The 22,564-nt window shown below is 74.0% G+C and carries 23 protein-coding genes; 13 read left to right on the plus strand and 10 right to left on the minus strand.

Annotation, left to right across the window (positions count from 1 at the left end; all coding sequences use genetic code 11):
* Positions 1 to 177: 177 nt before the first annotated feature.
* On the minus strand, positions 178 to 1,434 hold the full coding sequence (locus tag ACO1BR_RS13975) for an alkene reductase (RefSeq protein ID WP_426795380.1): 1,257 nt from the start codon (positions 1,432 to 1,434) through the stop codon (positions 178 to 180).
* Between the two features lie 173 nt (positions 1,435 to 1,607).
* On the opposite strand from ACO1BR_RS13975, the gene ACO1BR_RS13980 reads away from it, so the two are divergent.
* Positions 1,608 to 2,282 carry an HAD family hydrolase gene (locus ACO1BR_RS13980; RefSeq protein ID WP_426795493.1) on the plus strand — a complete coding sequence of 225 codons (675 nt, stop codon included), beginning with the start codon at positions 1,608 to 1,610 and terminating at the stop codon, positions 2,280 to 2,282.
* A gap of 20 nt (positions 2,283 to 2,302) precedes the next feature.
* Positions 2,303 to 2,785: an NUDIX hydrolase gene (locus ACO1BR_RS13985; protein ID WP_426795381.1), complete on the plus strand. Its 483-nt coding sequence runs from the start codon at positions 2,303 to 2,305 to the stop codon at positions 2,783 to 2,785.
* Here ACO1BR_RS13985 and ACO1BR_RS13990 read toward each other — a convergent pair.
* Together ACO1BR_RS13990 and ACO1BR_RS13995 are read right to left on the minus strand one after the other, a co-directional pair.
* The gene (locus ACO1BR_RS13990; protein WP_426795382.1) at positions 2,782 to 4,416 is read right to left on the minus strand and encodes an ABC-F family ATP-binding cassette domain-containing protein; all 1,635 of its coding nucleotides are present in this window, start codon (positions 4,414 to 4,416) and stop codon (positions 2,782 to 2,784) included. The two genes, ACO1BR_RS13985 and ACO1BR_RS13990, sit on opposite strands and share 4 nt — an antisense overlap.
* 323 nt (positions 4,417 to 4,739) lie before the next feature.
* The gene (locus ACO1BR_RS13995; RefSeq protein WP_426795383.1) at positions 4,740 to 6,143 is read right to left on the minus strand and encodes a cytochrome P450; all 1,404 of its coding nucleotides are present in this window, start codon (positions 6,141 to 6,143) and stop codon (positions 4,740 to 4,742) included.
* A 121-nt stretch (positions 6,144 to 6,264) separates the two neighbouring features.
* Here ACO1BR_RS13995 and ACO1BR_RS14000 point away from each other — a divergent pair, with 121 nt between their 5' ends.
* From ACO1BR_RS14000 to ACO1BR_RS14010, 3 genes are all read left to right on the plus strand, one after another.
* Positions 6,265 to 6,681: a (2Fe-2S) ferredoxin domain-containing protein gene (locus tag ACO1BR_RS14000; protein WP_426795384.1), complete on the plus strand. Its 417-nt coding sequence runs from the start codon at positions 6,265 to 6,267 to the stop codon at positions 6,679 to 6,681.
* Positions 6,682 to 6,810: 129 nt separating this feature from the next.
* Positions 6,811 to 7,641, plus strand: coding sequence for a response regulator transcription factor (locus tag ACO1BR_RS14005; RefSeq protein WP_426795385.1), 831 nt, complete (start codon positions 6,811 to 6,813; stop codon positions 7,639 to 7,641).
* Positions 7,638 to 8,774: a sensor histidine kinase gene (locus ACO1BR_RS14010; protein ID WP_426795386.1), complete on the plus strand. Its 1,137-nt coding sequence runs from the start codon at positions 7,638 to 7,640 to the stop codon at positions 8,772 to 8,774. Before ACO1BR_RS14005 ends, ACO1BR_RS14010 begins: the two co-directional genes overlap by 4 nt.
* A gap of 107 nt (positions 8,775 to 8,881) precedes the next feature.
* Here the strand turns inward: ACO1BR_RS14010 and ACO1BR_RS14015 are convergent, their stop codons facing one another.
* The 4 genes from ACO1BR_RS14015 to ACO1BR_RS14030 form a co-directional block, all read right to left on the minus strand.
* A complete protein-coding gene (locus tag ACO1BR_RS14015; protein WP_426795387.1) occupies positions 8,882 to 10,174 on the minus strand; it encodes an MFS transporter in 1,293 nt (430 codons plus the stop codon).
* Positions 10,171 to 10,749: a helix-turn-helix domain-containing protein gene (locus tag ACO1BR_RS14020; protein WP_426795494.1), complete on the minus strand. Its 579-nt coding sequence runs from the start codon at positions 10,747 to 10,749 to the stop codon at positions 10,171 to 10,173. The genes ACO1BR_RS14015 and ACO1BR_RS14020 overlap by 4 nt, the downstream gene beginning before the upstream one ends.
* 196 nt (positions 10,750 to 10,945) lie before the next feature.
* Entirely contained in the window at positions 10,946 to 11,599 is a 654-nt protein-coding gene (locus tag ACO1BR_RS14025; protein WP_426795388.1) for a cytochrome b/b6 domain-containing protein, read from the minus strand.
* On the minus strand, positions 11,583 to 12,257 hold the full coding sequence (locus ACO1BR_RS14030) for a molybdopterin-dependent oxidoreductase (protein WP_426795495.1): 675 nt from the start codon (positions 12,255 to 12,257) through the stop codon (positions 11,583 to 11,585). The genes ACO1BR_RS14025 and ACO1BR_RS14030 overlap by 17 nt, the downstream gene beginning before the upstream one ends.
* 321 nt (positions 12,258 to 12,578) lie before the next feature.
* On the opposite strand from ACO1BR_RS14030, the gene ACO1BR_RS14035 reads away from it, so the two are divergent.
* The gene (locus ACO1BR_RS14035) at positions 12,579 to 13,475 is read left to right on the plus strand and encodes a DMT family transporter (protein WP_426795389.1); all 897 of its coding nucleotides are present in this window, start codon (positions 12,579 to 12,581) and stop codon (positions 13,473 to 13,475) included.
* Between the two features lie 70 nt (positions 13,476 to 13,545).
* Positions 13,546 to 14,265, plus strand: coding sequence for a TetR family transcriptional regulator (locus tag ACO1BR_RS14040; protein WP_426795390.1), 720 nt, complete (start codon positions 13,546 to 13,548; stop codon positions 14,263 to 14,265).
* A gap of 51 nt (positions 14,266 to 14,316) precedes the next feature.
* On the opposite strand, the gene ACO1BR_RS14045 is transcribed toward ACO1BR_RS14040, so the two are convergent.
* Positions 14,317 to 14,847, minus strand: a complete 531-nt coding sequence (locus tag ACO1BR_RS14045; RefSeq protein WP_426795391.1) for a DinB family protein — start codon at positions 14,845 to 14,847, stop codon at positions 14,317 to 14,319.
* A gap of 216 nt (positions 14,848 to 15,063) precedes the next feature.
* Here ACO1BR_RS14045 and ACO1BR_RS14050 point away from each other — a divergent pair, with 216 nt between their 5' ends.
* The 6 genes from ACO1BR_RS14050 (at position 15,064) to ACO1BR_RS14075 (ending at position 20,065) form a co-directional block, all read left to right on the plus strand.
* Positions 15,064 to 15,597 carry an NUDIX domain-containing protein gene (locus ACO1BR_RS14050; RefSeq protein WP_426795392.1) on the plus strand — a complete coding sequence of 178 codons (534 nt, stop codon included), beginning with the start codon at positions 15,064 to 15,066 and terminating at the stop codon, positions 15,595 to 15,597.
* A 126-nt stretch (positions 15,598 to 15,723) separates the two neighbouring features.
* Positions 15,724 to 16,134 carry a YidH family protein gene (locus ACO1BR_RS14055; RefSeq protein WP_426795393.1) on the plus strand — a complete coding sequence of 137 codons (411 nt, stop codon included), beginning with the start codon at positions 15,724 to 15,726 and terminating at the stop codon, positions 16,132 to 16,134.
* Between the two features lie 3 nt (positions 16,135 to 16,137).
* Positions 16,138 to 16,509: a DUF202 domain-containing protein gene (locus ACO1BR_RS14060; RefSeq protein WP_426795394.1), complete on the plus strand. Its 372-nt coding sequence runs from the start codon at positions 16,138 to 16,140 to the stop codon at positions 16,507 to 16,509.
* Positions 16,510 to 16,617: 108 nt separating this feature from the next.
* Entirely contained in the window at positions 16,618 to 17,595 is a 978-nt protein-coding gene (locus ACO1BR_RS14065; protein ID WP_426795395.1) for an MBL fold metallo-hydrolase, read from the plus strand.
* A gap of 186 nt (positions 17,596 to 17,781) precedes the next feature.
* On the plus strand, positions 17,782 to 18,834 hold the full coding sequence (locus ACO1BR_RS14070) for a phosphotransferase family protein (protein WP_426795396.1): 1,053 nt from the start codon (positions 17,782 to 17,784) through the stop codon (positions 18,832 to 18,834).
* A gap of 4 nt (positions 18,835 to 18,838) precedes the next feature.
* A complete protein-coding gene (locus tag ACO1BR_RS14075) occupies positions 18,839 to 20,065 on the plus strand; it encodes an acyl-CoA dehydrogenase family protein (RefSeq protein ID WP_426795397.1) in 1,227 nt (408 codons plus the stop codon).
* 56 nt (positions 20,066 to 20,121) lie between these two features.
* On the opposite strand, the gene ACO1BR_RS14080 is transcribed toward ACO1BR_RS14075, so the two are convergent.
* Positions 20,122 to 20,733, minus strand: coding sequence for a TetR/AcrR family transcriptional regulator (locus tag ACO1BR_RS14080; RefSeq protein WP_426795398.1), 612 nt, complete (start codon positions 20,731 to 20,733; stop codon positions 20,122 to 20,124).
* A 26-nt stretch (positions 20,734 to 20,759) separates the two neighbouring features.
* Positions 20,760 to 22,421, minus strand: coding sequence for a class I adenylate-forming enzyme family protein (locus ACO1BR_RS14085; RefSeq protein ID WP_426795399.1), 1,662 nt, complete (start codon positions 22,419 to 22,421; stop codon positions 20,760 to 20,762).
* Between the last annotated feature and the right edge of the window lie 143 nt (positions 22,422 to 22,564).

The following is a 22,564-nucleotide window of genomic DNA, read 5'->3' on the forward strand; positions in this document are numbered from 1 at the left end:
TTGATGTTGGCGGGGCAAGATGATCTAGTGCCTCCATGAAGAGAGTTCACCTCGCGATCGCCGCGATCCTCGTGGCCCTCGCCTGCATCCCGTCTGTCACGTGCGGGAGTTCCGACACCACGACGAACAACCCGAGCAGCACCGCCGCGTAGCTTGTTCGCCGCACCATGCCCTGCGTCAGCCGCCTGCCCCACCACCCCCTGCGAGGTGGCCCGCGGCTGACGCGCCGGGGTGCGCAGCCGGCCCGAGCAGGGTCCGGCCTTCCGCTGTTCCCCGGAGTTGTCGCCCGGGTCCGTCCTGCCAGGAGCTGACTGGGTAGTCGACGTAACCGCGGGCTCCGCCGCCGTAGTACGTGGTGGGGTCGCCGGTGGCCGGTTCGCGGTCCAGGGCGAAGCGGGCGACCAGGTCGGGGTTGGCGATGAAGTGGGTGCCGAAGGAGACCGCGTCGGCGGTTCCGGCCTCGATGGCGGCGTTCGCGGACTCGCGGTCGAATCCGTTGTTCGCGATCAGCGGGCCGTGGAAGCGGTGGCGGTAGCGGTCGATCGCCGCGGTGTCGGGGCGGGAGTCCGGGGCCGGACGGTCGGGTCCGCGGAGGTGCAGATAGGCCACGGGGTGGTCGTTCAGCGCGGTCACGAGGTCGTCGTGGTCGGCGAGGGTGGTGGCGTCGGGCCGGAAGAGGTCGCCCCCGTCCAGGTACGGGCCCAGGCGGACTCCCACGCTCCGGCCGTCCCAGGGTGCGGCGACCGCGTCGACGATCTCCAGCAGCAGTCGCCGGCGGCGGGTGCGGTCGCCTCCGTAGGCGTCGGTGCGGTGGTTGAGCCGGGGGTTGAGGAACTGCGCGATCAGGAACGTGCCGAGGGCCGCGATCTCGACGCCGTCGAAGCCCGCGCGGCGGGCGTGGTGTGCGGCGGCGCGATAGTCGGCGACGGTGCCGGCGATCTCGGCCGGGGTCATCGCGCGGGGCGTGACGGTCTCCTGGAATCCGGTGGGCGTGAAGGACCGCGTCCGGGGGTTGACCGGCGACGGTCCCGCGGGCTGCCGGCCGCCGAGGTGGTCGGGGTGCGAGGCGGCGCCGGTGTGCCAGAGCTGGAGCACGATCCGGCCGCCGAGGGCGTGCACGGTGTCGGTGACCCGCCGCCAGGCGGTCACCTGCTCCGCGCTGTAGATCCCGGGGACGCCGGTGAAGCCGATCGCCTGCCTGCTGACCCAGGTCGCCTCCGTGATGATCAGCCCCGCACTGGCCCGCCGGCCGTAGTAGTCCGCGTGCATCGGCGTGGGCAGCAGCCCGTCGCGGGCGGCGCGGGCGCGGGTGAGGGGAGCCATGACGACCCGGTTGGGCAGGCGCAGGCCGGCGAGGTCCAGGGGGCGGAGCAGCGGCTGGCGGTGGGTGGTGGGGAGCGGGGTGGAGGTGGCGGGGGCGGTGGTCGCGGTCATGGTGGGGGGCTCCTCGTCGGTGGCGTTGTCTGTTGTCGCTTCGTGGAGTCGACGGCGCGGAGGGCCGGAAGGTGACCGGTGCGGGCCGGGCGGCCGCGCGGATTTTCCGGTGCGGGTCGGCGGGGCGGCTGCGTAGGGTGCCCGGGTCGGCGGAAGGCGAGAGGGGCGTGGCGGTGCTGATCTTCGACGCGGATGACACGTTGTGGGAGAACAACGTGATCTTCGAGCGGGTGATCGACGAGTTCACGGGGTGGCTGGCGGGGCCGGGCCTGGACCGGCGCGGCGTGCGGGCCGTACTGGACGGGATCGAGGCGGCGAACGCCGTGACGCAGGGCTACGGGAGCAAGGTGTTCCTGCGGAGTCTCGGGGAGTGCGTGGCCCGGGTACGGGGACGGGCCGCCACGGACGGGGAGTTGGGGCGGATCGCCGAGTGGGAGGCGGCCTTCACCGGGAGCCGGATGGAGTTGATCGCGGGGGTGCCCGAGACGCTGGCGGAGCTGGCACGGCGGCACGAGTTGCTGCTGCTGACCAAGGGGGACACCGAGGAGCAGCAGCGGAAGGTGGCGGCGTCGGGGCTGGCCGGGCACTTCCGGGCGGTGCACATCGTGCCGGAGAAGAACGTGGCCACGTACGAGGAGGTGACGCGGGAACACGGGCTGGTGCCGGAGGAGACCTGGATGATCGGGAACTCACCCAAGTCGGATATCTTGCCGGCGCGTTCGGCGGGGCTCAACGCGGTGTTCATTCCGCATGTCCACACCTGGGTGCTGGAGCACGGGGAGCTGGATCCGGCGGATGCGAGGGTGCTGCGGCTGGAGAAGTTCGCCGAGTTGCTGAGGCACTTTTGAGCGGGGCGGGGGGAGTTGCCGTGACGGGTGGGACGCCGAAGGTGTCATGCGTCTTCGTGTGCCATGACGGGGGCGGCCGGGTGCTGTTGGCGCGGCGGAGCGCCGGGGCCCGGGACGAGCCGGGCACCTGGGACTGCGGCGCCGGGGCGCTGGAGTTCGGGGAGACCTTCGAGGCCGCGGTGGGCCGTGAGGTGCACGAGGAGTACGGGGTACGGCCCCTGGGGATCGAGCGGATCGGTGTACGGAACGTGCTGCGCGGGGATCCGGTCACCTCGCACTGGGTGGCGGTGGTGTTCGCGGTGGAGGTGGCGGCGGACGCGGTGCGGATCGGGGAGCCGGAGAAGTTCGACGCGGTGGGGTGGTTCGGCCCGGACGCGTTGCCGCAGCCGCTGCATTCGCAGTGCGGGGAGAGCCTGCGGCTGTTCGGTGCGATGCACGCGGACTCTCCCCCGGCGGATGCGCCCTGGAACCTGTCCGGCCCCGACCCATCAGATCGGCCCTAGAGCGGTGCGGTGTCGGTGAGGTGGCCGGAGTCGACGGTCAGCCAGCGGGTGGGCGACAGCTCGTGCAGGAAGCGGGGGTCGTGGCTGACGACGAGGAGGGCGCCCTCGTAGGAGTGGAGGGCGGTGACGAGGCGGCGGACGGAGGACATGTCGAGGTTGTTGGTCGGTTCGTCGAGGAGGAGGAGCTGGGGAGCCGGTTCGGCGAGCATCAGGGCCGCGAGTGAGGCCCGGAAGCGTTCGCCGCCGGAGAGGGTGCCGGCCTGCTGGTCGGCGCGGGCGCCCTTGAACAGGAAGCGGGCGAGGCGGGCGCGGATGCGGTTGTTGGTGGCGTCCGGGGCGTAGCGGGCGACGTTCTCGACGACGGTGAGGTCGTTGTCGAGGACCTCGTCGAGGCGCTGCGGAAGGAAGCGGTGCGGGACGTGGACCTCCGCGGTGCCTTCTGCGGGCGGGAGTTCTCCCGTCAGGGTGCGCAGCAGGGTGGTCTTGCCGGAGCCGTTGCGGCCGGTGAGGGCGATGCGCTCGGGGCCGCGGATCTCCAGGTCGGCGCGGGTCCCGTAACGAGTGTGCAGGCCGCGGAGGGTGAGGACTTCGCGGCCCGGCGGGACCGCGGTGTGCGGGAGGTCGACGCGGATCTCGTCGTCGTCACGGACCGCCTCGGCGGCCTCGTCGAGGCGTTCTCTGGCCTCCTTGAGGCGTTCGGTGTGCATGATGCGGTGCTTGCCGGCGGAGACCTGGGCCTCGCGCTTGCGCGCGTTCATGACGATCTTGGGTTCGCGCTTCTGGGCGTACATCTTGTTGCCGTAGCGGACCCGGCGGGCCAACTTGACGTGGGCGTCGGCCAGTTCGCGTTTCTGGCGGGCGACGTCGGCCTCGGCGACCCGCACCATCCGCTCGGCCGCCTCCTGTTCGGCGGCCAGGGCCTCTTCGTACGCGGTGAAGTTGCCGCCGTACCAGTGGACCTCGCCGCCCCGAAGGTCGGCGATCCGGTCGACGCGTTCGAGGAGTTCGCGGTCGTGGCTGACCACGAGGAGGACTCCGGACCAGGCGGCGACCGCGTCGTGGAGGCGGCGGCGGGCGGTGTGGTCGAGGTTGTTGGTGGGCTCGTCGAGGAGCAGCACGTCCGGGCGGGCGAGGAGCAGGGCGGCCAGCCGGAGCAGGACCGACTCGCCGCCGGAGACCTCGCCGATGGTGCGGTCGAGGCCGATCCCGGACAGGCCGAGCTGGTCGAGGGTGGCGTGGGCGCGTTCCTCCACGTCCCAGTCGTCGCCGACGGCGTCGAAGTGCTCCTCGCTCGCGTCGCCGGCCTCGATGGCGTGCAGTGCGGCGCGGACCCCGTCGATGCCGAGGGCCTGGTCGACGCGGAGGTGGGTGTCGAGCGGGGCGTGCTGCGGGAGGTAGCCGACCTCGCCGACGGCCCGGACGCTGCCCGCGGTGGGGGTCAGTTCGCCGGCGATCAGCTTCAACAGGGTGGACTTCCCCGATCCGTTGAGGCCGATCAGGCCCGTACGGCCGGGGCCGACGGCGAGCTGGAAGTCCGCGAGGACGGGGGTGCCGTCGGGCCAGGTGAAGTCGAGGCCGGTGCAGACGACGGACGTCGCGGCGGACGAGGAGGAAGCGGGGGGCTTTGGCATACGGGTCTCCTGGGAGGTGCGCGGAGGGGTGGGGAACTGCGCAGGGAGACACCGCGGGGGAACGTCAGGGAGCCGGGGTACGCCGGGCGTACGCCGAGGTCGCGGACGGGCCACGCGGGGCGGGGATCGCGGAGCGGATCACCGGTCGCGGGCGCGGCGTCTCAAGACCTCAGACGAGCAACGGCTTTCTCCTGTCGGCGGGGGCACTGACGACTTCGACGGTAGGGGGTGGGGGCGGAAAATGCAAACGCTATTTCTGTTGCGTTTGCGGGTGCCGTGCGGCGGTGGCGCCCACCGGGGTGCGGCGGGCGCCGTCGCGGCGGTCAGGCGGGGCGGAGGCGGACACGCGCCGGGCCGGTGGCCTGGAGGGTGATACCGGCGGCGACCGGGACGTCCTGGTCGACGGCGGTCAGCTCGTGGGAGCGGAGCAGGGTGGCCAGCGCCAGTACCGACTCCAGCATGGAGAAGTGCTGGCCGATGCAGGCGCGCGGGCCGCCGCCGAAGGGGAACCAGGCGTAGCGGTGCCGGCCGGCCTCGCGTTCGGGGGTGAAGCGGTCCGGGTCGAAGCGCTCCGGGTCCTCCCAGAGCGCCGGGTGGCGATGGGTGACCCAGGGGGCGACGACGACATCGGCACCGGCCGGGACGGCGAAGCCGGCGATCTCGGTGGCCGCCACCGCCCGGCGGCTGACGACCGGTGCCGCCGGGTAGAGCCGCATGGACTCCTTGAACGCCCGGGTGAGGAGCGGGAGTCGGTCCAGGTCGGCGGCGGTGGGGGTGCCCTCGCCGAGGACCCGGCGGATCTCGTCGCGGATCCGGGACTGCTCCTCCGGGTGCCGGGCGAGGAGGTGCAGGGTGAACGCCATGGAGGTGGCGGTGGTTTCGTGGCCCGCGAGGAGGAAGATCAGTACCTGTTCGCGGACTTCGGTGGCGTCGAGGGTGCCGTCCTCCTCGTTGCCGGCGGCGGCCAGCAGGGAGAGCAGGTCGTCGGTTTCCGGGGTGGCCGCGGAGCCCTTGCCGGCCGCCGTGCGGCGTTCGGCGACGATGCGGTCGCACAGGGCGTTCAGCTCGGCGGTGACCCCGCGCGCCCGGAGGTTCCTGGGGGTGGGCCAGTCCCGGGGCATCTTCAGGGGGTTGTAGGCGCGACTGACGACGTAGTCGTTGATGACCGGGAGACAGCGGTCGATGGCCTCGACGGCCGCCTCCACGTCCAGGCCGAAGAGGATCCGGGCGACGGTGCGCAGGGCCAGCCGGTTCATCTCGGGGACCAGGTCGACCGGGTCGCCGGCCGACCGCCAGCGGGCGGCGACCGCCTGGGCCTCGGTGGTGACGGCCGAGGCGTAGCCGTCGACCCGGCGCTTGGTGAACAGCGGCTGCACCAGCCGGCGTTGGCGGAGGTAGTCGTCGTCCTGGCTGGTGAGCAGGCCGTTGCCGAACGCCTGGCGGACCTCCTCGTACAGCGGGTGGTCCTTGCGGAAGTTGGCGGCCTGGGAGGCGAGGATCTGCTGGACGCCCTCGGGGGCGAAGACCGCGAGGAAGACGCTGCGGAGTCCGGGCGGGCCGGCCTCCAGGCGGACCACGTCGCCGTGCTCGCGCTGGGCTCTTAAGAAGGCGCCGAGGGAGTCGCGGCGCAGGTCGAGCAGGGAGCCGATGACGGGGAGGCCGGCGGGGCCGGGGATCTCGGTCCGGGGTCCGGGGCCGGGGCGGGAGGGGGAGTTGGTCAGGGACATGCCCGCATTCCTATCCAATTTCCGGTCGGCTTAAGTGGCGTGCCGGCGGCCGGGGAGAAAGGAGCGCGGGCGGGTGGGAACCGGCCGCGGGGCGGGCGCGGCGTCCCCGTACCATGGCCGGATGATCGACAAGCGTGCCGGACGGGCGGCCGGCGCCACCCCGGGTCAGTGCCGGGTCACCGTCTGCCGCGGCTGCTGCTGCGGGGACGGGGCGAAGCTCCCGGGGGTGGACCACGCCGGGCAGATACCGCGACTGCGGGCGGCGCTCGGCGACGCGGCGCCGGTGCGCGCCTCGGACTGCCTGGACGTCTGCGACCAGGCGAACGTGGTCGTGGTGCAGCCGTCGGCGGCGGGCCGGGCCGCGGGCGGCCGGCCGGTGTGGCTGGGGCTGGTCAACGACGACGACGCGCTGGCGGACATCGCCGCCTGGATACGGGCCGGCGGCCCGGGGATCGCGGAGCCGCCCGGGGTGCTCGACCTGTACGCGATCACCGTGTCGCGACGGGTGCGGGAGGGTCTGGACGGCCAGGGGGCCTGAGCGGTGCGCCGGGGGGCCGGTGCCGCGGGTTACCGGAGTCTTACGGAACCGGCCCCCGGCGCGCGGGGCCGCGTCCGCTGGTGTTGGCTGGAGGTATGAGGTATCTCCCGGGAAGGGCACGCTGAGCCCGTGCGCCCCGCAACCCCGCCCGCTCCCCCGCCCGGTCCCGCCCAGGGGCCCGTGCCGGGGCCGCCGCGCCGTGTCCTGGTCGTCGAGGACGACCCGACCGTCGCCGAGGTCGTCACCGGCTATCTCTCCCGCGCCGGCTACACCACGGCGCATGCCGCCGACGGGTTCACCGCCCTGGAGCGCGCCGCGGACTTCCGCCCGCATCTCGTCGTCCTGGACCTGATGCTGCCGGGCATCGACGGCCTGGAGGTCTGCCGCCGGCTGCGGCAGTCCGGCGAGGGCCCGGCGGTCCCGGTGGTGATGCTGACCGCGCGCGGCGAGGAGGCGGACCGGATCCTCGGGCTGGAGCTGGGCGCGGACGACTATGTGACCAAGCCGTTCAGCCCGCGGGAGCTGGTACTGCGGATCGGGTCGGTGCTGCGCCGGGCCGAGGCGGCGCCGCCGGCCGCCGCGCCCGCGGCCGTACTGCGTGCCGGGGACCTGACCGCCGACCCCGGTGGCCGGCGGGCCCACCGCGCGGGCCGGGAACTCTCCCTCACGGCACGCGAGTTCGATCTGCTGGTGTTCCTGATGCGGCACCCCGGGCGGGTCTTCTCCCGGGAACAGCTGCTGCAGCGCGTCTGGGGCTGGGAGTTCGGCGATCTGTCGACCGTGACGGTGCATGTGCGGCGGCTGCGGGAGAAGATCGAGGCGGATCCGGCGGCACCGCGGCTGGTGACGACGGTGTGGGGCGCCGGGTACCGCTTCGACCCCGGCGGCGGCGAGGTGATCATGGCGGGCGAGGTGGCGACGCACGATGCGGCGCCCGGGGGCGGCGAGTCGCGGGCATGACGGACTTTCTGGTCATCGTGGCGCTGGCGGCGCTCGGTGCGGCGGCGGTGGGTCTGCTGGCCGCGCCCGCGGTACGGGCGCTGCGGCGGCGGTCGGTGGCGCTGTCGCTGTTCGCGGTGGCGGCGCTAGCGGTGGCCGCGATGGCGGCCGGCACGGTGGCGGTGGCCCAGGCGATGTTCCTGTCCGGGCACGACCTGGGCGTGGTGATGGCCGTGGTGGCCGTCTCCGGGGTCGTCTCGCTGGCCGCCGCGCTGCTGTTCGGGCGGCGGATCGCGGCGGGCAGCCGGGAGCTGGCCCGGTCCGCGCGGACGGTCGGCAGCGAGGGCGGTTTCGTGGCGCCCGGCGAACCGCCGACCGCCGAACTCGCCGCGTTGTCACGGGCGTTGGAGGAGACCAGCGGCCGGCTGGCCGAGGCCCGGGAGCGCGAGCGGGCGCTGGACGCCTCGCGCCGTGAACTGATCGCCGGGATCTCGCACGATCTCCGCACCCCGCTCGCCGGGCTGCGGGCGATGGCCGAGGCGCTGGAGGACGGGGTCGCCGAGGACACCGCCCGCTACCACGCGCGGATGCGGATCGAGGTGGACCGGCTGGCCGCGATGGTCGACGACCTCTTCGAGCTGTCCCGCATTCAGGCCGGGGCGCTGGCGCTGACGTTGTCGCGGGTGTCGGTGTACGACCTGGTGGACGACGCGCTGGCGGGCGCCCGGCCGCTGGCGCGGGCGAGCGGGGTGCGGCTGGTGGACGGCGGGGTGGTGCCGCTGCCGGTGCGGGTGGACGCCCAGCAGATCACCCGTGTGCTGGGCAATCTGCTGGTCAACGCGATCCGGGCGACGCCGGAGGACGGCACGGTCGCGGTCAGCGCGTACCGCGCCGAGGGGCGGGTGGTGCTCGCGGTGGAGGACGGCTGCGGCGGGATTCCGGCGGCGGACCTCACCCGGGTGTTCGACACGGGCTGGCGCGGCGGACCGGCCCGTACCCCGCGGGCGGACGGCGGGGGCGGTGCGGGGCTGGGGCTCGCGATCGTCCGCGGGATCGCCGAGGCGCACGAGGGCCGGGCCACGGTGCGCAATACGGGAGCCGGGTGCCGGTTCGAGGTCGAGCTGCCGGAGGCCGGGCCGGCGTGTGCGGGGTGAGGTTCCCCCGGCGGACGCTGCGGACGCGACCGGGCGTGACCGGGCGTGACCGGGCGCGCCGAGGCGGCGCGGTGGCCCCGGCGCACTCGGCGGCGCCCGGCGCCCGCTCAGCGGAGTCCGGCGCCGCGGGGCGTCTGCGGTGCGCCGCGCCCGTCCGCCGGCCCGGTACGGCGGGTCGGCAGGTCGCGGGCGGTGCGGACCGGTGAGGCGAGCAGGATCAGGGCGGCCAGCGGGACCCCGGCGGTCGTGATCCACAGGGCCGTGCGGACGCCCAGTCCGGCCCCGAGCGCACCGCCGAGCAGCGCGCCGAGCGGCAGCGTCCCGTAGCTGAGGAACGCGCTGCCGGCGGTCAGCCGGCCGAGCAGCGCGGGCGGGCAGTAGCTCTGCTGGAAGCCCGCCTTGAGCACGTTGCCGGCCACGACTCCCGCACTGACCCCGAACCCGCCCACGACGTACAGCAGCACACCGGGTCCGCCGGTGGTGAGCGGGATCAGCAACGCCACGGTGGGCAGGGCGAGTTCGAAGAGGAGGGTGGCGCGGGCGGTGCCGATGCGGGCGGCTGTCCGGCGCACCGCGAAGGCGCCCGCGACCCCGCCCGTACCGGCCACGGCGAGCAGGATGCCGACGGTCCCCGGCGACAGCCCCACCTCGCGGACCAGGAAGACCGGCAGGATGGACTGATACCCCATCAGGGCAAGGTTGGAGGCGGCACCGAAGAGCGTCAGCGTACGGAACCAGACGTCGCCGGCCACCAGCCGCAGTCCCTCGCGGACCTCCGCGGCCAGCGAGCGCGGGGCGCGCCGCCCGGCGTCCGGGCGCGGTTCGCGGTGCCGGATGCCGAGCAGGCAGAGCAGGGAGAGCAGATGGGTGGCCGCGGGGGCGAACAACCCGCCGGCGACGCCCGCGAGTTGGACGAGGAGGCCGCCCGCGCTCTGTCCGGCGAGCTGCGCCGCCGACGCGCTGCCGTGCAGCTTGGCGTTGCCCTCCGGCTGGTCGGCCGGGTCGAGGAGGGTGGGCAGATAGGCGCTGTACGCGGTCTGGAAGAGCACCGCCGCGGCGCCGGTGAGCAGGGCCACCGCGATCAGCAGGCCGAGGCCGGGGCCGCCGGACCGGGCGATGAGCGGGACGACGGCGAACAGTGCCGCCGGGAGCGCGGCGGCGCACAGCATCAGGGGGCGGCGGGGCAGCCGGTCCACCCACACCCCGACCGGGAGCCCGATCAGCAGCCAGGGCAGCCAGCCGCAGGCGCTGAGCAGCGCGACCGCGAAGGTGTCGGCGCGCAGCGTGGCGACGGCGATCAGCGGCATGGTCACCCGGGTGACCGCGGCCCCGAACTTGCCGGCGGTCTCGCCGCACCACAGCAGCCGGAAGTCGCGGTGGCGGTGGAGCAGACCGGTCACCGGTCGGGCCGATCGGTGCGCTCCTCGCGGGCAGTGCGCTCCTCGCGGGGGAAGGACTGGAGCTGGACGACGACCGGGCGGTTCTCCGGGGCGGGCTGCCCGGAGGCGGCCCGGTACCGCTCCACGACGTCCGCCACCTCACTGTTCAGGGCGGCGAGTTGGTCCGGCGTCAGGCGGAGGTCGGACCACTGCGCGACCTCGCCCGCGTCCCGCCACTCCGGGGCCCAGTCCTCGGCGAGATAGCCGGCGACCCGGTGGAAGTGCTGCTGGACGATTTCATGCACGTAGACGGTGAGCGGGCCGCGGGCGTCCGGATCGTCGCGGAAATCGGTGGTGTTGAGCTGGTGGGAGACGGCGGCGGCCCGCCACCAGCGCTCGCGGCGGGTGCCGCGGCCGGCCTCCTCCTCGATGAAGTCGTGGTCGGCCAGATGGCGCAGATGCCAGCTGACCGTCCCGGTGTTCTCGCCGAGCCGGCGGGAGAGGCCGGTGGCGGTGTCCGGGCCGTCCAGCCTCAGCAGCTCCAGGATGCGCATCCGCAGCGGATGCGCCAGGGCGCGCAGACTGCGGGCGTCCATCCGGCGGGTGGGGCGCGGCGCATGCGGTGCGCGGCCGTCGCCGGCGGGGCCTCCGGTCGTTGCGGCCGCGGGGGTTTCGGCACCGGATATCGCGGCGGGCGGCACTGCGGCGTCGGGCGTCTCGGCATCGGTCATGGGCGCCAGCGTAGAGATGCAGAGACTCCTTTGCAGAGAATTCTCTGCAGTTGCTTCGGAGCTACTCGGCGGGGGAACTCCCGGAGCCGGGCGCCCGCCAGAGCGGATGCTCGCGTTCCGCCCAGCGTGCGTCGACCGCCCCCGTCCGCATCCCGCGCCGCGCCTCCGGATCGCCGTACGCCTTCCCGACGTGGCCGGAGATCGCCACGACCACGGCGAGGGCGAGCCAGTCGTGGACGAAGGTGGCCCCGGTGCGCCAGAGGAGCGGGGCGAGGTGCGGGAACCACATCAGCAGGCCGGTGGCGAGCATGACGAGCACGGCGCCCGCGATCCAGGCGGCGTAGAGCTTCTGGCCGGCGTTGAACTTGCCGGCCGGGCGGCGGCCCTTGTGGCGGCGGAGCGCGGCGCGCAGCCAGCGGCGGTCGTGCGGGCCGTAGCGGTTGAGGCGGGTGAGGTCGGCGCGCAGCGCGCGGGAGGCCAGGCCGAGCAGCAGCGGGACCGGCAACAGGATGCCGGACCACTCGTGCACGGTGACCAAGAGGGCGCGGCGGCCGACGAGTTCGGCGAGGAAGGGGAGGTAGAGACAGCCCGCGGTGAGGACGCAGACGGACATGAGGGTGGCGGTGGTGCGGTGCACCCAGCGTTCGGCGGGGGTGAAGCGGGCGATCCGGCCGGACGGGGCGCCGGCCGCGCCGCCGTCAGGTCGTCGGGGCATCGTCGCGTCCGTTCGAGCGGCCGACCCAGGCGTCGACGTCATAGCCGCGCTCCTCCCAGAAACCCGGCTCCACCCGGTCGGTGACGGTGATCTTCGACAGCCATTTCGCCGACTTGTAGAAGTACATGGGGGCGACGTAGAGGCGGACCGGGCCGCCGTGGTCGTGGCCGAGGGGCTTGTCCTGCATCCGCAGGGCCACCAGGACGTCGTCGCGGCGGGCCTGGGCGAGGGTGAGGGACTCGGTGTAGGAACCGTCGAAGCAGGTGAAGCGGACGGCCCCGGCCTGTGGGTGGACGCCGGCGGCGGCCAGCAGCGCGCCGAGGCGCACGCCCTCGAAGGGGGTGCCGGGCACCCGCCAGCCGGTGACGCACTGGACGTCGTGCACGATCCGGGTCTGCGGCAGGCGGCGCAGGTCGGCGAGGCGGTAGGTGGCGGGGCGGCTCACCAGGCCGTCGACGGTGAGGCGGTAGGTGTGCTCGTCCTTGCGCGGGACGGAGCCGGTGACCGAGTAGTAGCGGAATCCGCCGCCGACGGGCAGCAGACCGGACAGCCCGGTGGGGTCCTTCTGGGCGGCGGCGCCGACGGTGCTGTCGTAGGCGCGCTGGAGGAGCGGTGCGGCGGCGATACCGGCGGCGCCGGCCGCGAGCATGCCCAGTATGACGCGGCGGCCGACGGGGGTGCCGCGGCCGTCCGCGCCCTGCCGCCGATCTGCGTCGCCGTCCGTTTCGCGGGCCGGCTGCGGCTCGGGCTGCGGGTGCGGGTCCTGTGTCACGGCTCGATTCGAGCATCCGGCGGGCGTGGGGACCAGCCGTCGGGCCCCGGCGTCAGACTTTCGTCACCGTTGCCCGCAACGGCCGGTCACCGGGTGGTACAGACGGGTGCGCGCGAGAATGGTGGGTGACGAGGGCCACCCGGAGGCCGTTCCCGGGTGGCTATCCTCGGGCGCATCCCCCACCCCGCGCGATACGAGGTGTGCGACGTGACGGTGATTCTGCTCGCCCTTGGCGCGGCCTGCTGTCTGGGCACCGGATTTGTCTTCCAGCAGATCGCGGCGCAACACGCCCCACCGCAGGACTACCTCTCCCTGCGGCTGCTGCTCGACCTGGTGCGGATGCCGCGCTGGGTGGCCGGGATCGCGCTGATGGTGGCGGGGATGGCGCTGGGCGCGGTGGCGCTGGGCATGGGGGACATCACTCTCGTCGAGCCGCTGATGGCGACGAATCTGCTGTTCGCGATGGCGCTGGCGCGGCGGATCTCCCGACAGCGGCTGGGCCGCAGCGGATGGGCCGGGCTGTGGCTGCTGGGCGGCGGGGTGACCGCGTTCATCGTGGCCGGGCGCCCGCACGGCAGCCGGAACAGCGAGGTCGGGCAGCTGGCGCAGTGGCTGATCATGGGTGTGGTGCTGGGCACCGCGCTGCTGCTGGCGGCCGTCGCGAAACGGGAGCGGGTCCATGTGAGCCTGGAGGCCGCGCTGCTCGGGGTGGCGGCCGGGCTGCTCTACGGGTTGCAGGACGCGCTGACCCGGATCAGCGGCCAGCGGTTCGGCGCCGGCGGCTGGGGCGCGCTGCTGACGAGCTGGCAGCCGTACGCGATCGTGGTGCTGGGGGTGCTGGCGCTGGTGATGGTGCAGAGCGCCTTCGAGTCCGCGCCACTGCGCATGTCGCTGCCCGCGCTGACGGCTGCCCAGCCGCTGGCCGGGATCGCCTGCGGGGTGGGGTTCCTCGGCGACCAGCTGCAGGTGACGACCGGCGCGCTGGCCTGGGAGGCGGCCGGGATCGCGGCGGTGGTGGCGGGGATCGTGCTGATCGGGAGCCATCCGGCGATGCCGCCGGGGGCCGGGAAGGCCGCGCGCGTACAGGAGTTCCAGCCCCGCTGAGGCTCGCACCGGCCCCTCACATCCGGAGTCGCCCTCGTCTTTTATTAATGCCAGGCATTATAATGGCCGCATGCCCAGAACATCGGGTCCCGAGACCCGGGAGAAGCTGATCCGCGCCGCCGAGGAGATCTTCGCGGCGCAGGGCGTGGACGGCGCCCAGACCCGGGACATCGTCGCGCTCGCCGGCCAGAGCAACCCCTCGGCCGTGCAGTACCACTTCGGCTCCCGCGCCGGCCTGCTGGAGGCCGTGATGGCCGGGCGGCTGGCCCGTACGGAAGCGGCCCTGGCGCCGCTGCTGGCCGCCGCGGAGACCGCCGGGCCGACGCTCGGCGACCTGCTCGGGGTGCTGGTCACCGCCGAGGCCACCGAGCTGCGCACCGACCGCGGGCGGCGCTGTCTGCGGATCTCGGCACAGCTCAGCCACGAGAGCGGGGTGCGCGCCCGGGTCCCGCATCCGACGCTGGCCGGCACCGCGTACTGGCGGCTGATCGGCCGGGTCGAGGAGGCGCTCGCCGCGGCCGGGCTGCCCGAGGCACTGCGGCTGGAGCGGCTGGACCTCGCGCTCACGCTGATCGGCGCGGCGATGGCCGACCGGGCCACGCACTACCTCAAGGGCGCCGCCCCCCTGACCGGAGAGGAGCTGTTCCTCGCCGATCTCGCCGGGACGACGGAAGCCTTCCTGCGCGCCGCCGCCCCCGCAACCGCATCCGGGGAGTTCCCCCTGAGCGAGTCCGCCCCGGCGTCCGCGCCGAGCCAGGGCCTGTCCGGAGGGTCGGCTCGCATCCGTTGACCGGGTTGTCGGCGGAAGGCCCGGGGAGAGTCGGTGGGACACCGCCTCCCGCTACTCGCCGGTGGCGCCGTCGACAAGCTCTCGGACGATGTCGAGGTGACCGACGTGCCGTGCGTACTCCTGGAGCAGATGGAACAGCACCCAGATCAGCGTCGGCCGCTCCTCCTCGGGCGGGACCCGGCCCCCGAGAGTGGCCATCGGGTCCTCCAGCCGCGCGCCGGCCACGATCGCGCGGGACCGCTCGCACTGGGTGCGGAAGAACGCCGTCACTTCCTCGGCGGTCTCACCCGCCTCGACGCGCCATCTGCCGCCACGGGCTTCCATGTCGCCCCAGGGCTGTTCGACCTGCCGGCCGGCGAAGCCCCACTGGAGCCAGCGCAGCTCCACATAGGCCAGATGCTTCAGCAGCTCCAGCGGCGCCCAACCGGATGGCAGCCGGCTGCCCCGCAGCTCCTCGTCGGTCAGGCCGTCCAGCTTGCGCAGCACGGCCTCTCGGTAGAAATCGAGATAGCCCGCCAACAACTCGGCCGGGCTGGTGAGCGTGACATCGGGCTCCTTGGGGAGCTCGGCTTCAGAGGTCATGGCAGACGATGTTAGTCGGGGCCCACGGGCGGGCCGCCGGCTCACGGCAAAGCGCCCCGTCCGTCGATCGCCCGGTCGACGACGCGAGCCGAGCCACCGGTGGTGGACGGCGGCAGGACGACCGGCCCGGCTCGGGTACGTCATGGGGCGGTGAGCCGGGAGCCGGGGCGGCGTCCCGGCGGGTGGGGTCGCCGCACCTGGTGGTTGCATGGCGCCATGACAGATCAGCAACCGCTCAACGCGGACGAGATCCTCGATGTCGTCGACGAGCACGACCGGGTCGTCGGGCAGGCCCCGCGCGCCGAGAGCTACGCCCGCCGGCTGCGCACCCGGTGCGCGTTCATCCTCGTCCGGGACGCCGAGGACCGGATCTTCGTGCACCGGCGGACGCCCGCGAAGCTGGTGTTCCCGTCGCACTACGACATGTTCGTCGGCGGCGTGGTCGGCGCCGGCGAGTCGTACGACGAGGCGGCGCTCCGGGAGGCCGAGGAGGAACTGGGCGTGCGGGGTCTGGCGCGCCCCGAGCCGCTGTTCCGCTTCCTGTACGAGACGCCGGAGCACACCTGGTGGTCGGCGGTGTACCAGGTGCGCTGCACCCTTCCGGTCGCGCCCCAGGAGGCGGAGATCGACTGGTACGCGTTCCTGTCGGAGGAGGAGCTGCGCCGGCGGCTGGACGAGTGGCCGTGGACGCCGGACGGGCTGGCCGCCTACCGGGAGCTGACCGCCCGTCGGACGGCCGGGGAGCTCTGAGCGGATCGGCGGCCGGGGCCTGTCCGGTGGGTCGGGGCCGGACACCACACCCATGGACTGTCCGGTGGGTCAGCGCCTGGGGTCTGTCCGACCCTGACCCAGCGGGCAGGCTCTAGTGTTTCAGCCATGATCCTTTCCGACGGGCTGCGGGCGGCCGGCGCGAGCGTACGGCTGTGGTTCTCGCCCGCGCGGATCCGCGCGGAGGGCAGCACCCCCGACTACCGCTTCTCGCTCGCCAACGAGCGCACCTTCCTCGCCTGGCTGCGCACCGGCCTGGCCCTGGTGGGCGGTGGCTTCGCGGTGGACCAGTTCCTGCCGCGGCTGCACGGCAACCTGCGGGTGAGCTTCACCGTCGTGCTGCTGGCCGGCGGCGCGCTCTGCGCTCTGCGGGCGGTCAACCACTGGGTGCGCTGCGAGCGCGCGATGCGGCGCGGCGAGGACCTGCCGACCTCCCGGTTCCCGGCCGTCCTCGCGCTGGCGGTCGGCGGACTGGCCGTGGCGGTGGCCGTGCTGGCACTGATCGGCTGGACCGTCTAGCCCATGGGCGGCGGGCCGCGGCGGACGGCGGGCACCGGCGGGCCGGCGCCGCGGACCGCCGCGGACCGGGACCCGGGGCTCCAACCGGAGCGGACCCGGCTGGCCTGGCGGCGCACGACGCTGTCCGCCGCGGTGGTGGCGGTGCTGGCCGGGCGGCAGTTGCTGCACAGCGGGGCCTCGGGGCAGGTGGCGGTGGCGCTCACGGCGCTGGTGGGGCTGCTGTGGCTGGCGTTCACCGCGCTCGCGGACCGCCGGATGCGGGCGATGGCCACCGGCCGCCCGGCCCCGCTGCCGCCCCGGCTCGCGCTGCTGCTGGTCGGCTGCACGCTCGGGATGGCGGTGTGCGGCGCGGCGCTGCTGGTGCGGACCCGCTGAGGGCGCGCCCGGCGGTACGGTGAGCCCGGCCGCGTGAATGCGGGGGCGTCCTCGCCCCGCCGCCCGCGCCGGGCCGGGCCGGGGCAACCACCTTTCCGGGAGCGGAACATGACCGAGCAGCAGCGCCAGGCGCCGGGCGGGAGCGACCGTGGGACCGGCGAGCGGAGCGGCACCGGGCAGGTACCCGAGCCCTATCTCACCGAACTCGCCCCCGGAGTCCACGCGTTCGTCCAGCCGGACGGCGGCTGGTGCCTGAACAACGCCGGCTTCGTCACCGACGGCGGCGCCACGCTGGTCGTGGACACCGCCGCCACCGAGCGCCGGGCGCGGCTGCTGCGCCGCCGGATCGCGGAGCGCGGCGCCCCCGCGCCCCGTACGGTCGTCAACACCCACCACCACGGCGACCACACCTACGGCAACGGCGTGTTCGCGCCCGAGGCGACGGTCATCGGGCACGCGGCGTGCCGCCGGGAGGTGCTGGCCGCCGGGCACCAGCTGCACGCGGTCTGGCCGCAGGTGGCGTACGGCGACATCCGGATCACCCCGCCGGAGATCACGTACACCCACGAACTGACCCTGCACGTCGGGGAGTTCGAGGTGCGGCTGATCCATCCTGGGGTGGCGCACACGACCGGCGACACGATCGTGTGGCTGCCGCGGCAGCGCGTCGTGTTCGCCGGCGACCTGGTCTTCCACGGGGGCACCCCGTTCGTCTTCATGGGCTCGCTGACCGGGTCGCTGCGGGCGATCGAGGTGCTGCGCTCGCTGGACGCGACCACCGTCGTCCCCGGGCACGGTCCGGTGACCGGGCCGGAGGTCTACGACGGCATCGAGCGCTATCTGCGGTTCGTCGGCGAGCTGGCCCGTGCGGGGCGGGCGGCCGGGCGTACGCCGCTGGAGGTGGCGCGGGAGGCGGACCTGGGCGCGTTCGCGGAGCTGGCCGAGAGCGAGCGGCTGGTGGCGAACCTGCACCGGGCGTACGCGGAGCTGGCGGGCGCCGCGCCGGGAGCGCCGCTGGACCCGGTGACCGGGTTCGGGGAGATGGCTGCGGTGAACGGCGGCGCGCTGCCGGCCTGCCACGCGTGAGCGGCCGGTCCGGGGCGGCGGGCGGCCGGAGGCGACCGGCCGGCCGGCCCGGCGGGACGTGGCGCAATCGCAGCGGGTGACGGACGCCCCACGGGCGGGCACTGGACTCCATACCGACTAGTCGGCATGATCGTGCGGGCGACCACTGGTAGCCATGGACCGTCCCACTCCCCACGGAGGAGCACGATGAGCAACGGCACCCCTCCCCCGCCGGCCGCCGGCCGGGAGGCACCCCCCGGCCTCGACCTGGCCCGCCTGCGCGAACACCTGGACCGGGAGCGGCCGGGCCTGGCCGGCGGGCCGCTGAGCGCGCAGCTGATCGAGGGCGGCCGGTCCAACCTCACCTACCGCGTCACCGACGGCGTCGCCTCCTGGGTCGTCCGCCGGCCGCCGCTCGGGCATGTGCTGGCCACCGCGCACGACATGCGGCGCGAGCACCGGGTGATCAGCGCGCTGCACGGCACCGCGGTGCCGGTGCCGGAGACGCTGCTGCTGTGCGAGGACGCGTCGGTCATCGGGGCGCCGTTCTATGCGATGGAACTGGTCGAGGGCACCCCGTACCGGACCGCGGACCAGCTGGCGCCGCTCGGCCCGGAGCGCACCCGCGCGGTGGTGCTCTCCCTCGTCGACACGCTGGTGGCGCTGCACGCGGTGGATCCGGCGGCGGCCGGTCTCGCCGACTTCGGCCGCCCGGACGGCTTCCTGGAGCGCCAACTCCGGCGCTGGGGCAAGCAGTTGGCGGCGTCCAGGAACCGCGCGCTGCCGGGCATCGACGCGCTGCACGTGGCGCTGGGCCGGGCGCTGCCGGCCTCCCCCGCGCCCACCGTCGTCCACGGCGACTACCGCCTCGACAACGTGCTGGTCGGCGCCGACGACACCATCACCGCCGTACTGGACTGGGAGATGTCCACGCTCGGCGATCCGCTGACCGACCTCGGGCTGCTGGTGATGTACTGCACGGACCTCGGCCTGCCGAAGTCGCCGGTCAGCACCAGCAGCGGCGCCCCGGGGCACCCCGGTCCGGACGAGCTGATCGCGCGCTATGCCGCGCGCTCCGGCCGGGACACCTCCGGCATCGCCTGGTACACCGCCTTCGCCTGGTTCAAACTCGCCGTGATCCTCGAAGGCATCCACTACCGCTTCACGCTCGGCCAGACGGTCGGCGCGGGGTTCGACCGGATCGGCGAGCTGGTGCCCGTGTTCATCGACCGCGGACTGACCACCCTCAAGGAAGGCTGAGCCCATGGACTTCGCATTCGACGCCCGCACCGAGGAACTGCGCCACCGGCTCCTGGCGTTCATGGACGAGTACGTCCACCCGGCCGAGCGGACCGCCCACGAGCAGCGGGCCGCGCTCGCCTCGCCGTGGGACACCCCGGTGGTGGTCGAGGAGCTGAAGGCCGAGGCGCGGCGGCAGGGGTTGTGGAATCTCTTCCTGCCCGACGAGGAGTACGGGGCCGGGCTGACCAACCTGCAGTACGCGCCGCTGGCCGAGATCACCGGCCGCAGCCCGCAGTTGGCGCCCACCGCGCTGAACTGCGCGGCGCCGGACACCGGCAACATGGAGGTGCTGGCCCAGTTCGGCGACGCGGCGCAGAAGAAGCAGTGGCTGGAGCCGCTGCTGGCGGGCGAGATCCGGTCGGCGTTCGCGATGACCGAGCCGGAGGTGGCCTCGTCGGACGCCACCAACATCGAGACCCGTATCGAGCGGGACGGCGACGAGTACGTCATCAACGGCCGCAAGTGGTACATCTCCGGGGCGATGAACCCGCTGTGCCAGATCTTCATCGTGATGGGCAAAACGGCGACTGCCGAGGGCCCTGACGGCGCCGACATCCGCCGCCAGCAGTCGATGATCCTGGTGCCGCGGGACACCCCCGGCCTGACCGTCGAGCGCGCCATGCAGGTCTACGGCTACGAGGACCACTACCACGGCGGGCACGCGGAGGTGCTGTTCGAGGACGTCCGGGTGCCGGTGGGCAATCTGATCGGCGAAGAGGGCGGCGGCTTCGGCATCGCCCAGGCGCGGCTCGGGCCCGGCCGGATCCATCACTGCATGCGGCTGATCGGGATGGCCGAGCGGGCGATCGAGCTGATGTGCCGGCGGGCGGTGAGCCGTACCGCGTTCGGCAAGCCGCTGGCCCAGCAGGGCGTGGTCCAGGAGTGGATCGCGGACGCCCGGGTGGCGGTGGAGCAGCTGCGGCTGCTGGTGCTGAAGACCGCCTGGCTGATGGACACCGTCGGCAACAAGGGTGCGCACACCGAGATCCAGGCGATCAAGATCGCCACCCCGCGGACGGTCGTGGACATCCTCGACAAGGCGGTGCAGCTGCACGGCGCGGGCGGGGTCAGCCAGGACTTCCCGCTGGCGGAGCTGTGGGCCGGGGCCCGTACGCTGCGGCTGGCGGACGGGCCGGACGAGGTGCACCAGCGGTCGCTGGCGCGGCGCGAGATCAAGCGGTATCTGTAACGCCGTTACGAGGCAGTGCCGGTAACGGCGTTACAGGCCCGGCGCCTGTCACGCCGTTACGGGCGCAGTGCCCGCAGCAGCAGCTCCGCCAGGTGGTCGGCGACCTGCTGCGGGCTCAGCGGCCCGTCCTCGCGGTACCACGTCCCGAGGTGGTGCACCGAGCCGAAGTGGTAGTCGACGACCAGGTCGGCGGGGATGTCGGCGGCGAACACCCCGGTGCGCTGGCCCTCTTCGACCAGCGCCCGGAACCGCTCGTGGTAACGCCGCCGCTCGGCGCGCACCTGCTTGTCCTTCTCGGGGCTCAGATGGTGCATCGAGCGGAAGAAGATCTTGGTGTCGTCGAGGTTCTCGATGGTGGTGACGACGACGTCCGCGGCGGCGTCCCGCAGCCGCTGCTCCACGGGTGCGTCGGCGTCCGCGAAGTGGTCCAGCCGCTCCTGCTGGAGCCGGAGCACCCGGCCGTAGACCTCGTGCAGGAGGTCGTCCTTGGAGCCGAAGTAGTGGTAGAGGGCGCCCTTGGTGACGCCCGCCGCGTCGACGATCTCCTGCACGGAGGTGCGGTCGTAGCCGTGCTCCGCGAACAGCCTGGTGGCGGTGGCCAGCAGCCGCTGCGCCACGGGCTTCGCGGTGCCGTCGCCGTTGCTGGTGCCGTCCTTCGTGCCGGCCATCGCCCTCACCTGTCCTTCGTACGTACTCATGCGCGGTGGCGCAGCTCCCGTCGGAGGATCTTGCCACTCGTGGTCTTGGGAAGCTCGGGCAGGATCTCCACCACCCGGGGGTATTTGTACGCCGCGAGCCGCTCCTTGCAGTAGGCGGCCAGTTCGGCGGGGTCGGGGGAGGTGCCCGGACGCAGGCTGACGTACGCCTTGACGGTCTCGCCCCGGTAGGCGTCCGGCACGCCCACGACGGCCGCCTCGCGGACCGCCGGGTGGGTGTAGAGGACGTCCTCGACCTCCCGGGGCCACACCTTGAAACCGGAGGCGTTGATCATGTCCTTCTTGCGGTCGACGACGTAGAGCCAGCCGTCGCCGTCCATGAACCCGATGTCGCCGGTGCGCAGTTCGCCGTCCGGGATGCTCTCGGCGGTGGCGTCGGGGCGGCGCCAGTAGCCGGGCACGACCTGCGGGCCGCGCACCGCGATCTCGCCCGGTTCGCCGAACGGCAGGTCGCGGCCCGCCTCGTCGATGATCCGTACGACGGTGTCCGGGCCGGGCACGCCGACCGCGAGGGTGCCGGAGACCTTGTCGACCGGCGCCTCGCGTCCGGGCGGGACGCTGGCGCAGGGGGCGGTGCACTCGGTCAGGCCGTAGCCGTTGTGGAGGTACGGGCCGAAGCCGGCGCGGAACGCCTCCACCAGCGCGGGCGGCAGCGGCGCGCCTCCGGAGCTGACCGTGCGGAAGGAGCCGAAGTGCTCGCGGGTGACGGCGGGGTGGGCCATCAGCGCCATGAAGGCGGTGGAGGGGCCGACCGTATAGGCGGGGCGGTGCTCCAGGAAGGCGTCCAGCACGACGCCCGCCTCGAAGCGGTGGGCGAGAGCCAGGGTTCCGGCGTTGGCGACGCAGGCGGCGAGTTCGCAGACCATCCCGGTGATGTGGAAGAGCGGGGCGAGCGCGAAGTAGGTGGCGCCGTCGGGGAGGGCGAGTCCGGTGCGCTGGCGTTCGGCGTTGTAGCTGATGTTGCCGTGGGTGTTGGTGGCGCCCTTGGGGGTGCCGCTGGTGCCGGAGGTGTAGCAGATCAGCGCGAGGTCGCCGGCGGCCGGCTCGGGGTCGGCGGGCACCGCCCGGATCCGGCCGACCGCCCGGGCGGCGGTGAGCAGATCGTCGGCGCCCTCCTGGGGGCCGAGCCGTTCGCCGCGCAGCACCCGGGTGTCGTCCCGGGTCTGGAGCTCTTGTTCGCAGGTGGTCAGGGCGATGCGCACGGAGGGCGCCGCGGCGGCGGTGGCGCGCAGGAACACGTCCCAGGTGCGGTCCGCGCAGATGACGGCGGTGACCTCTGCGTCGGTGAGGATGTGCCGCATCTCGGCCGATTTGTACATGGGGTTGACGGGGACGACCACCCCGCCGGCCTTCCAGACACCGAGCACCGCCAGCACGAACTGCGGGGTGTTCTGGAGCATGACGGCGGCCCGGTCGCCGCGCCGCAGGCCGCGCTCGGCGAGGTGGGCGGCGATGCCGTCGGAGAGCGCGTCGGTCTCCGCGTAGGAGAGCCGGCCGTCGAAGTAGGCGAGCGCGGTGCGTTCGGGGGCGCGGCGGACCGCGGCCCGGAAGGCGTGCAGCGGCGAGGGCGGCGGCTGGACGGGGGCGCGCTGGGCGTCGGTGAGCTGTGCCAGCCACGGCTTGTCCTGGTAGGAGGTCATCGGGGTGCGGCCCTTCCTTCCTGATGGTCCGTGCTCGTCCCTGGTCGGGCGGTCGCCGGCCGGGCGGTGCGGCTGTCCGTGGATCCGGGCCGGCGGGCGTCCGTGCGTCGGATGCCCGCCGGGCCGTAAGTCCCCGCGGGGGT

The organism is Streptomyces sp. YGL11-2 (assembly GCF_050054615.1).
In the GTDB taxonomy this organism is placed as follows: Bacteria; Actinomycetota; Actinomycetes; order Streptomycetales; family Streptomycetaceae; genus Streptomyces.